The sequence below is a fragment of the Candidatus Nanopelagicales bacterium genome, assembly GCA_041393815.1.
Taxonomy (GTDB): Bacteria; Actinomycetota; Actinomycetes; order S36-B12; family JAWKJK01; genus JAWKJK01.
Genome location: JAWKJK010000007.1, coordinates 161,690 through 171,662, shown reverse-complemented (window position 1 = coordinate 171,662; position 9,973 = coordinate 161,690). Strand labels below are relative to the sequence as shown.

Below are 9,973 nucleotides of genomic sequence, written 5' to 3'. Positions count from 1 at the left end.
CAGCATCACGATCGGCACCAGCACCGCCGCCAGCGCGATGAGCACCAGGCCGATGCCGTCCACGCCGACGGCGTACGAGATCCCGAACGCGGGGATCCAGTCGTAGCGCTCGACGAACTGGAAGGGGTCTCCGGAGGTGGCGTCGAACTGCAGCGCCATCACGATGAGCAGGACCAGCGTCGCCAGCGAGAAGACCAGCGCCACCTGCTTGGCCAGCGCGGGCCGGCCCTTCGGCAGCAGCATGACGACGAGCGCGCCGACCAGCGGGATCAGGCCGAGCGTCGTCAGCCAGGGGAACGCGTTCACGACAGCACCACCAGGCCCAGGGCCACGATCACCACGACCGCGCCACCCACCATCGACAGCGCGTACGACCGGGCGAACCCGGTCTGCAGCCGTCTCATCCGTCCACTCAGACCACCGACCGTGGCCGCGAGGCCGTTCACCGCGCCGTCCACACCGCGGTTGTCGAACCAGACCAGGAACCGGTCGAGGTACTGGCCCGGGCGCATGAAGACCGCCTCGTTGAACGCGTCGCCGTACAGGTCACGGCGGGCCGCCACCGTCATCGGCGACACCTGCTGCGGCGGCGACAGCGGCACCTCACGCCGGGCGTACTGCGTCCACGCCAGCGCCACCGCGATCAGCACCAGGACCAGCGTGCCGGCGGAGTAGACCCAGGCGGGCAGTGGCAGCTCCTCCTCGCCGGTGCCCGTCACCGGGGCGAGCCAGTCGACGAACGCGTTGTTGATCGACAGCACCAGGCCGAAGCCGAGGCTGAACAGGCCCAGCAGGATCATCGGCCCGGTCATGACGGCCGGGGACTCGTGCGGGTGCGTCCCCTCCTTCCACCGCGGCTTGCCGAAGAAGGTCATCGCCACGATGCGGGTCATGTAGAACGCCGTCAGCGCCGCGCCGAACGCCGCGAGCAGGCCGACGAACCAGTGCTCGGCGAACGCGGCCTCGATGATCTTGTCCTTGGTGTAGAAGCCGCTGAATGGTGGGACGCCGATGATGGCGAGGTAGCCGGCCAGGAACGTGATCATGGTGAGCTTCATGTACTTGGCCAGGCCGCCGTAACGTCTCATGTCCAGCTCGTCATCCATGCCGTGCATGACCGAGCCGGCCCCGAGGAACAGCGTGGCCTTGTAGAAGCCGTGCGCGACCAGCATGAAGATGGCGAACGCGTAGCCGCTCGGGCCGAGGCCCGCTCCCAGGACCATGTAGCCGATCTGGCTCATGGTCGACCCGGCCAGCGCCTTCTTGATGTCGTCCTTCGCCATTCCGATGGTCGCGCCGAAGAGCAGGGTGATGACACCGACCGCGATGACCGCGGCGCGGGCGCCGGTCGACAGGTCGAAGATGAAGTTGGACCGGACGATCAGGTAGACGCCGGCGGTCACCATCGTGGCGGCGTGGATCAGCGCCGACACCGGGGTCGGGCCCTCCATCGCATCCAGGATCCAGGCCTGCAGCGGCACCTGGGCGGACTTGCCGCAGGCCGCGAGCAGGAGCAGCAGGCCGGTGACCAGCAGGACGGTCTGGCTGGCCTCGGGGGCCAGCGCCTGCACGCCCAGGAAGGTGACGGTGCCGAAGGTGACGAAGATCAGCATGATCGCGACGGACAGGCCGAAGTCGCCGACCCGGTTCATCACGAACGCCTTCTTGGCGGCGACCGCCGCCTCGGGCTTGTACTGCCAGAAGCCGATGAGCAGGTACGACGCCAGGCCGACGCCCTCCCAGCCGACGTACAGCAGCAGGTAGTTGTCGGCGAGGACGAGCAGCAGCATCGCCGCGACGAACAGGTTCAGGAACGCGAAGAACTTGCGCCGCTCGGGGTCGTGGGCCATGTAGCCCACCGAGTAGATGTGGATCAGCGACCCGACGAACGTGATGAGCATGACGAACGTCATCGACAGCTGGTCGAGCTGGAAGGCCAGCGGGACCTTGAAGTTGCCGACGATCACCCACTCGTACAGCGACTGGACGTAGGTGCGCTCCTCGGCCGGCTGCGCGAGCATCGCCGACAGCATCACCACCGCGAGGCCGAACGACACCAGCGGCGTCAGCACGCCGAGCAGGTGACCCCACTTGTTGCTGCGCCGGCCGGCCAGCAGCAGGAGAACGGCACCGGCCAGCGGCGCCAAGACCAGCAGCCAGATCAGGGAGAACACGCCCTCGGCGGGCTGCGCCTCCTGCACGATCCGTGTGGCCTCGGCGGCGATGCCGCTCACGAGGCGTCCCGAGTCGTCACGTCAGGTCCCATCAGGTCGAAGAGGTCTTCGGTCGGGTGCGGGGCTCAGTACTTCAGCAGGTTGGGCTCGTCGACCGACGCGGACCTGCGGGTCCGGAAGATCGTCATGATGATCGCGAGGCCGACCACGACCTCCGCCGCGGCCACCACCATCACGAAGAAGGCGACCGCCTGGCCTTGGAGGTTGCCATTGGTCCGCGCGAACGACACGAACGCCAGGTTGGCCGCGTTCAGCATCATCTCGACGCTCATGAACACGACGATGGCGTTGCGCCGGACCATCACGCCGACGGCCCCGATCGTGAACAGGATCGCCGAGAGCACGATGTAGTTGGCGGGGTTCACGCGCCCGCTCCCTTCGAGTCGTCCGAGGGCCGGTCGTCGGCGGACCCGACCTCCTCGTCGGTGGCCACGGTCCCGGGCGCGACCGCGGCCTCGCCCGTCTCGAGCCGGTCGACCTCCCGCAGCGCCGCTCGGTCGATCCCGCGCCCGTCGCCCCGCACCTGCAGCGGCTCGGGCACGGAGATGTCCGCGGTCGACCCGTCCGGCAGCAGGGCCGGGGTGTCCACCGCGTTGTGGCGGGCGTAGACGCCGGGGTTGGGCTTGTTGCCGGGGTGGCCGCCGGAGCGGAACCGCTCGACCGACTGCTGCTCCTGCGACGCCCTCGGCATCCAGCGCTCGCGGTGGGCCAGGATCATCGCCCCCATGGCGGCGGTGATCAGCAGCGCGGAGGTGAGCTCGAAGGCGAACAGGTAGTCGGTGAAGATCACCTGCGCCAGCCCCTGGACGTTGCCGCCCTGGGCCGAGTTGGCCGCGTCCAGGCTTCCCTCGGGTACGCCGACCATGCCGTTGCCGATCGCGGCGAGCAGCATGACGCCGAGGCCGAGGCCGAAGGCGATGGCGGCCCAGCGCTGGCCCCGGATCGTCTCCACCAGGGAGTCCGACGAGTCGACGCCCACGATCATGAGGACGAACAGGAACAGCATCATGACCGCGCCGGTGTAGACGATCACCTGCACCATCCCGAGGAACGGCGCGGAGTTGGCGACGTAGAGGATCGCCAGGCTGATCATCGTCATGGCCACGAACAGCGCGCTGTGCACGGCCTTGCGGGAGGCCACCAGGCCCACCGCGCCGATCACCGCGAGGATCGCGCAGATCCAGAAGGTGACGGTCTCGCCGGTGTTGACGTCAGCGGCGAGCAGCGTCGTCAGGTCGCTCACGAGGCCTCGCTCTCGGCGACGGCGTCGGCGACCTGCTCGCGGGCGGCCACCTCGGCCTTCTGCTCGTCGGTGGCGCCGGTCACCGCGCCGTCGTAGTAGTCCTTCTCGGTGGTGCCCGAGACCATCGAGTGCGGCGGCGCCACCATGCCCGGGAGCAGCGGCGCCAGCAGGTCCTGCTTCTGGTAGATCAGGTCGGCGCGGTTGTCGTCGGCCAGTTCGTACTCGTGCCCCATGGTCAGCGCGCGGGTCGGGCAGGCCTCGATGCACAGGCCGCAGAAGATGCAGCGCAGGTAGTTGATCTGGTAGACGCGGCCGTAGCGCTCGCCCGGGGAGAAGCGCTCGCTCTCGGTGTTGTCCGCGCCCTCCACGTAGATCGCGTCCGCGGGGCATGCCCACGCGCACAGCTCGCAGCCGACGCACTTCTCCAGCCCGTCGGGGTGCCGGTTGAGCAGGTGCCGGCCGTGGAACCGCGGCTTGACCGGGTACTTGTCCTTCTGCTCGGGGTACTGCTCGGTGACGACCTTCTTGAACATCGTCCGGAAGGTCACCCCGAAGCCGCGTACCGCCTGGGGCAGCTCAGGCATCGCTGCGGTCCTCCTCGGGTCCGGCGCCTTCCCCGGCGCTGTCGTCGGGGCTGCCGGGGGCGTCCGGCGGGCTCTCGGGCGCCTCGACGGTGGCGACCGAGCCGCTCACCGTGGCCTTGGCGCGGCGGGGGAAGTGCGCCTCCTGGCCGGGCAGCGGCGGCACCGGGTAGCCCCCGGCGAAGGCGTCGAACGGCGCGTTCGCCTGGGCGTCGGCCGCCCGCTGCTCGCGCTCCTCGCGGCGCGCCTGGGCCAGCTGGACCAGGTAGACCGCCACCAGCACGACCGCCAGCGACACTCCCCCGACGATGAGCAGCTGCTGGGTCGTGAACGCGTACTCGTTGCGCAGTGCGCGGATCGTCGCGACCACGAGGATCCAGACGATCGAGACCGGGATGAGCACCTTCCAGCCGAACTGCATGAACTGGTCGTAGCGCAGTCGGGGCAGCGTCCCGCGCAGCCAGATGAACATGAAGATGAACAGCGCCACCTTGGCCAGGAACCACAGCAGCGGCCACCAGCCGGTGTTGGCCGACTCCCACAGCGACAGCGGCCACGGGGCCCGCCAGCCGCCGAGGAACAAGGTGGTCGCCAGCGCCGAGACGGTGACCATGTTGATGTACTCGGCCAGGAAGAACATCGCGAACTTCAGCGACGAGTACTCGGTGTGGAAGCCGCCGACGAGCTCCCCCTCGGCCTCGGGCAGGTCGAACGGGGCGCGGTTGGTCTCGCCCACCATGGCCGTGACGTAGATGAGGAACGAGGGCAGCAGCAGCACCGCGTACCAGATCGGCTCCTGCGCGGTCACGATCTCCGACGTGGACATGGTCCCCGCGTAGAGGAACACCGCCACGAACGACAGGCCCATCGCGATCTCATAGGAGATCATCTGGGCGCTGGAGCGCAGGCCGCCGAGCAGCGGGTAGGTGGAGCCGGACGCCCACCCCGACAGCACGATGCCGTAGATGCCGATCGAGGCGATCGCGAGGACGTAGAGCACCGACACCGGGAAGTCGGTCAGCTGCAGCGGCGTCTCCACGCCGAAGATGGACACGGTCGGCCCGAGCGGGATCACGGCCCAGGCCAGGAACGCGGCGGTCGCGGAGATGATCGGGGCGACCCAGTACACGGCCCGGTGGATGGCCTTGGGGAGGATCTCCTCCTTGAAGGCCAGCTTGAAGCCGTCCATCAGGGACTGGAGCAGGCCCTGCGGGCCGACCCGATTGGGCCCGATCCGGTTCTGCATCCGGCCCACGACCCGGCGCTCGGCCCAGATCGTGAACAGGGTCATCAGCACCAGCAGGGCGAAGATGCCCACGACCTTGAGCAGCACCAGCCACCACGGGTCGGTGCCGAACGGGGCGAAGTCACCCTCCGCGGCGGGGGCCGCGGCCGTCACCCAGGCGCTCACGCGTCACCTCCCGGTCCGATGCGCACGACGGTGCCGGCCACGACGCCGAGGTCGCGGTGGACCGAGGAGCCGGGCGAGTGGCCCGGGACCCAGACCACTCCGTCGGGCATGTCCGCCACCTCCAGGGGCAGGTCGATCCGGCCGGCGTCGGTGGCCACGGCCACGACCTGGCCGTCCGCGAGCCCCGCAGCCTGCGCGGTGGCGGCGGACATCCGCGCCACCGGCTCGCGCCGGGTCGCGGCCAGGTAGGGCTCGCCCTCCTGCAGGCGGCCGAGGTCCAGCAGCAGCCGCCAACTGGCCAGGACGGCCTGCCCGGCGCCGACGGCCGACGGGGTGGTCCCCGGGACGTCCGGTGCCGCAGGCCGGTCGCCGGCCCAGGCGCCGAGCGCCGACAGTTCCGATCGCAGCTGCGCCACGTCACCGCGGCCGAACCCGGCGTCCATCGCGTCGGCGACCATGGCGAGCACCCGGCCGTCGGGCAGTGACAGCGCGTCGCGCAGCACCTGGGCGAACGCGCGGGCGCGTCCCTCCCAGTCGACGAACGTGCCCGACTTCTCGGTCACGACGGCCACCGGCAGCACCACGTCGGCGCGCTCGGTCACCTCGCTGGGCCGGGTCTCCAGCGAGACCAGGAACGGGACCGCGTCCAGGGCCGCGAGGAACGCAGCCGGGTCGGCGGTGTCCACCGGCTCGACGCCGGCGACCAGCAGCGCGCCGACCCGCTCGGCCGGCGCCTCGGCGTCGGCGTCGTCCGCCGCCTCGGCATGGGCCGCGCGGGCGCGGGCGTCGGCGAGCACCGCGGCCACGATCCCGTCACCGTCCAGGCCGGGCTCGGCGGGCAGCGCGGACGCGTCCACGCCCCAGGCCGCAGCCACGTCGGCCCGGGCGGCCGGGTCGGACAGCGGGCGGCCGCCGGGCAGCAGGCCCCGAAGGGCACCGGCCTCGAGCGCCCCGCGCTCCCCCGCGCGGCGGGGCACCCACGCCAGCCGGGCGCCGGTCGCGTCCGCCAGTCGCGCGGCCGCGCTGAGCGCGCCGGCCGAGGTGGCCAGCCGCTCGCCGGCCAGGATCACCGCCCCGGGCTGGCGCAGCAGCGCGCCGACCCCGTCGGCATCGTCTCCAGCGGCGTCGCCGCCGGCGGCCAGCCGGTCCAGCACCGCCGCCTCGCCCCCGGGCACGGCCGGCAGCAGCACGCCGTCGGTCTTGGCCAGCGTCCCGGACGCCAGCGCGGCGACCGAGGCGACGACGGTGCGGTTGCGGCGCGCCGCCTTCCGCAGCCGCAGGAACACGATCGGGGACTCCTCCTCCGGCTCCAGGCCGGCGAGCAGGACCACCGGGGCGCGCTCGAGGTCGGCATAGGTCGCCGAGGCGCGCCCGACGATCCGGGCGGCCAGGAATTCGGCCTCCTCCGCCGAGGAGGGGCGGGCGCGGAAGTCGATGTCGTCGCTGCCCAGGACGCCGCGGGCGAACCGGGCGTAGGCGTAGGCGTCCTCCACCGTGAGCCGGCCGCCGGTGAGCACGCCGACCCGGCCGTGCGCCGCGGCCAGCCCGCGGGCGGCCGCGTCGATGGCCTCCGGCCACGACGCCGGGCGTAGGTCACCGGACTCGTCGCGGACCAGCGGCCGCTCGATGCGGTCGTCCTCCAGGTAGGGGAAGGCGAACCGGCCCTTGTCGCAGTTCCACTCCTCGTTGACCTGGGGGTCGTCCCAGGCCAGCCGGCGGACCACGGTGGTGCGGCGGTAGTCGGTGCGCAGCGCGCAGCCGGAGGCGCAGTGCTCGCAGGCCGTCGGGACCGACACCAGGTCGAACGGGCGGGCACGGAACCGGTAGCGCGCGCTGGTCAGCGCCCCCACCGGGCAGATCTGGACGGTGTTGCCCGAGAAGTACGAGTGGAACGGGGTGTCCTCGGCGATGCCGACCTGCTGCTTGGCGCCTCGCTCGAGCAGCTCGATGAACGGGTCGCCCGCGATCTGCTCGGCGAAGCGGGTGCACCGAGCGCAGGACACGCACCGCTCCCGGTCGAGCAGGATCTGCGCGCTGATGTTGATCGGCTTGGGGAAGGTCCGCTTCACCCCGTCGAAGCGGGACTGCGGTCGGCCGTTGCTCATCGCCTGGTTCTGCAGCGGGCACTCGCCGCCCTTATCGCAGATCGGGCAGTCCAGCGGGTGGTTGATGAGCAGGAACTCCATGACGCCCTTCTGCGCCGTGTCGGCGACCTCGGACGTCAGTTGGGTGTGGACCTTCATCCCGTCGGACACGGTGACCGCGCAGGCGGGCTGCGGCTTGGGCATACCGTCGATCTCGACCAGGCACATCCGGCAGGCGGCGACCGGGTCGAGCAGCGGGTGGTCGCAGAACCGCGGGACCTGCACGCCGAGGAGCTCCGCGGCGCGGATGATCAGCGTGCCCTTGGGGACCGCGACGTCGACGTCGTCGATCGTCACGGTCACCAGGTCGTCCGGCCGCGCGGGCGGCTGGCCGGTGGAGGCGTTGGCGGTCACGGTCATCGGGCAGCAGCTCCCGCGAAGACGGTGGAGGCGACCGGGTCGAACAGCTGGTCGGCCGGGGTGTGCGTGCCCGCGACGAACTCGTCGCGGAAGTACTTCATCGCCGCGGGGTACGGCGTCGCGGCCGCGTCGCCCAGCGCGCAGAAGGAGCGCCCGGAGATCTGGGCGCACAGGTCCTGCAGGGTGTCGAGCTCGGCGTCGGTCCCGGTGCCCCGCTCGAAGCGCTTGAGCAGGTCGGTGATCCAGTAGGTGCCCTCCCGGCAGGGGGTGCACTTGCCGCACGACTCGTGCTTGTAGAACTCCAGCCAGCGGGTGATCGCCTTGACCACGCTGGTCGTCTCGTCGAACACCATCGGCGTGCCGGTGCCGAGCATGCTGCCGGCGGCCGCGATGTCCTCGTACGTCATGGGGACGTCGAGGTGCTCCTCGGTGAGCAACGGGACGGACGAGCCGCCCGGGAGCCAGAACTTCAGCTGCTTTCCGCCACGCATGCCGCCGGCGTAGTCGAGCAGCTCGCGCATCGTGATGCCGAGCGGGGCCTCGTAGATGCCGGGGCGCTCGACGTGTCCGGCCACCGCGAAGACCTTGAAGCCCGGGGACTTCTCGGTGCCGAACTGGCGGAACCAGTCCGACCCGTTCGCGACGATGTACGGGATGTTGGCGATGGTCTCGACGTTGTTGATGACGGTCGGGGCGGCGTAGAGGCCGGCGACCGCGGGGAACGGCGGCTTCAGGCGCGGCTGGCCGCGGCGGCCCTCGAGCGAGTCGAGCAGCGCGGTCTCCTCGCCGCAGATGTAGGCGCCCGCGCCCGCGTGCACGACCACGTCGAGGTCGAAGCCGGAGCCCAGCACGTTCTCGCCGATGAAGCCCGCGGCGTAGGCCTCGCGCACCGCGGCCGCCACGCGGCGGATCGGGTGCGGAACCTCGCCGCGCACGTAGATGAACGCGTGCCGCGCGCGGATGGCGTAGGAGGTGATGATCACGCCCTCGACCAGCGCGTGCGGGTTGGCCAGCATGATCGGGATGTCCTTGCAGGCCCCCGGCTCGGACTCGTCGGCGTTGACCACGAGGTAGTGCGGGTTGCCGTCCTGGGGGACGAAGCCCCACTTCATGCCGGTGGGGAAGCCCGCGCCACCGCGGCCACGCAGGCCGGTGTCCTTGACCAGCTGGATGATGTCGTCGGGGGCCTGACCCAGGGCGGCGCGCAGCGACTCGTAGCCGCCGTGCCGGCGGTAGCCCTCCAGGGTGTAGGAGTCCGGGTCGTCCCAGTGGGCCGTGATGACGGGGGTCAGCGGCACGGGGTCAGCCCTCCTGTCCGGTCGCCGGGGCGGCCGCCGGCGGCGGCGGTGCGCTCTCGCCCAGTTCCTTCGCCAGCCGCAGCCCGGCCAGCATCAGGTCGTCGGCCTGCGGGCCCTCCCCGACCAGGCCGTCGTCGGGGAACGCCAGCGTGCGCTCGGTGGCGTCGAAGTCCCGGATCACCGGGCCCCGGGTGGACCGGACCTCCTCGCCACGGCGCAGCGCCTCGATGATGTCGAGGGCGCCCTGGACGGTGACGCGGTCCATGTACTCCCAGTCCACCGTCATCACGGGTGCGTGCGTGCACGCGGCCTGGCACTCGATCCGCTCCAGCCAGAACGTGCCGTCCTCGTCGGACTCGTCGTGCCCGGCGCCGAGGCTCTCCGACAGGGCCGCGTAGACCTCGTCGCCGCCGAGCAGCGCGCACAGCGAGTTGGTGCAGACACCGATGTGGTGGCGGCCCACCGGGCGGCGCTTGTACATCGTGTAGAACGTCGCGACGGCGGCGACCTCGGCGGTGGTCAGCCCGAGGACGTCCGCGCACAGCGCGATCCCGTCGGGCGTCACCCGGTTCTCCTCCGACTGCACCAGGTGCAGGATCGGCAGCACCGCCGAACGGGGGTCGGGGTAGCGGGTGGCGAGATCGCGCGCCTCGGCGCGCGTCTGGTCGGTCAGCGGCATCAGGCGTCCCCTCCCAGGGACGG

General features: G+C 71.4%; 9 protein-coding genes. All 9 read right to left on the bottom strand.

What is annotated here, in order from left to right; genetic code table 11:
• Positions 1 to 306 (bottom strand): NADH-quinone oxidoreductase subunit M (locus R2737_17135; GenBank protein ID MEZ5117990.1); only part of this gene is annotated, 306 nt, incomplete at its 3' end.
• Positions 303 to 2,234, bottom strand: coding sequence for an NADH-quinone oxidoreductase subunit L (gene nuoL, locus R2737_17130; GenBank protein ID MEZ5117989.1), 1,932 nt, complete (start codon positions 2,232 to 2,234; stop codon positions 303 to 305). The genes R2737_17135 and nuoL, both read right to left, overlap by 4 nt.
• A gap of 65 nt (positions 2,235 to 2,299) precedes the next feature.
• Positions 2,300 to 2,599 carry an NADH-quinone oxidoreductase subunit NuoK gene (gene nuoK / locus R2737_17125; protein MEZ5117988.1) on the bottom strand — a complete coding sequence of 100 codons (300 nt, stop codon included), beginning with the start codon at positions 2,597 to 2,599 and terminating at the stop codon, positions 2,300 to 2,302.
• The gene (locus tag R2737_17120) at positions 2,596 to 3,477 is read right to left on the bottom strand and encodes an NADH-quinone oxidoreductase subunit J (protein ID MEZ5117987.1); all 882 of its coding nucleotides are present in this window, start codon (positions 3,475 to 3,477) and stop codon (positions 2,596 to 2,598) included. Before R2737_17120 ends, nuoK begins: the two co-directional genes overlap by 4 nt.
• Entirely contained in the window at positions 3,474 to 4,061 is a 588-nt protein-coding gene (nuoI, locus tag R2737_17115) for an NADH-quinone oxidoreductase subunit NuoI (GenBank protein ID MEZ5117986.1), read from the bottom strand. The genes R2737_17120 and nuoI overlap by 4 nt, the downstream gene beginning before the upstream one ends.
• A complete protein-coding gene (gene nuoH / locus R2737_17110) occupies positions 4,054 to 5,469 on the bottom strand; it encodes an NADH-quinone oxidoreductase subunit NuoH (GenBank protein MEZ5117985.1) in 1,416 nt (471 codons plus the stop codon). Before nuoH ends, nuoI begins: the two co-directional genes overlap by 8 nt.
• Positions 5,466 to 7,973 carry an NADH-quinone oxidoreductase subunit G gene (locus R2737_17105; GenBank protein MEZ5117984.1) on the bottom strand — a complete coding sequence of 836 codons (2,508 nt, stop codon included), beginning with the start codon at positions 7,971 to 7,973 and terminating at the stop codon, positions 5,466 to 5,468. Before R2737_17105 ends, nuoH begins: the two co-directional genes overlap by 4 nt.
• A complete protein-coding gene (gene nuoF / locus R2737_17100) occupies positions 7,970 to 9,271 on the bottom strand; it encodes an NADH-quinone oxidoreductase subunit NuoF (GenBank protein ID MEZ5117983.1) in 1,302 nt (433 codons plus the stop codon). The genes R2737_17105 and nuoF overlap by 4 nt, the downstream gene beginning before the upstream one ends.
• 4 nt (positions 9,272 to 9,275) lie before the next feature.
• Positions 9,276 to 9,950, bottom strand: coding sequence for an NAD(P)H-dependent oxidoreductase subunit E (locus tag R2737_17095; GenBank protein ID MEZ5117982.1), 675 nt, complete (start codon positions 9,948 to 9,950; stop codon positions 9,276 to 9,278).
• Positions 9,951 to 9,973: the final 23 nt, after the last annotated feature.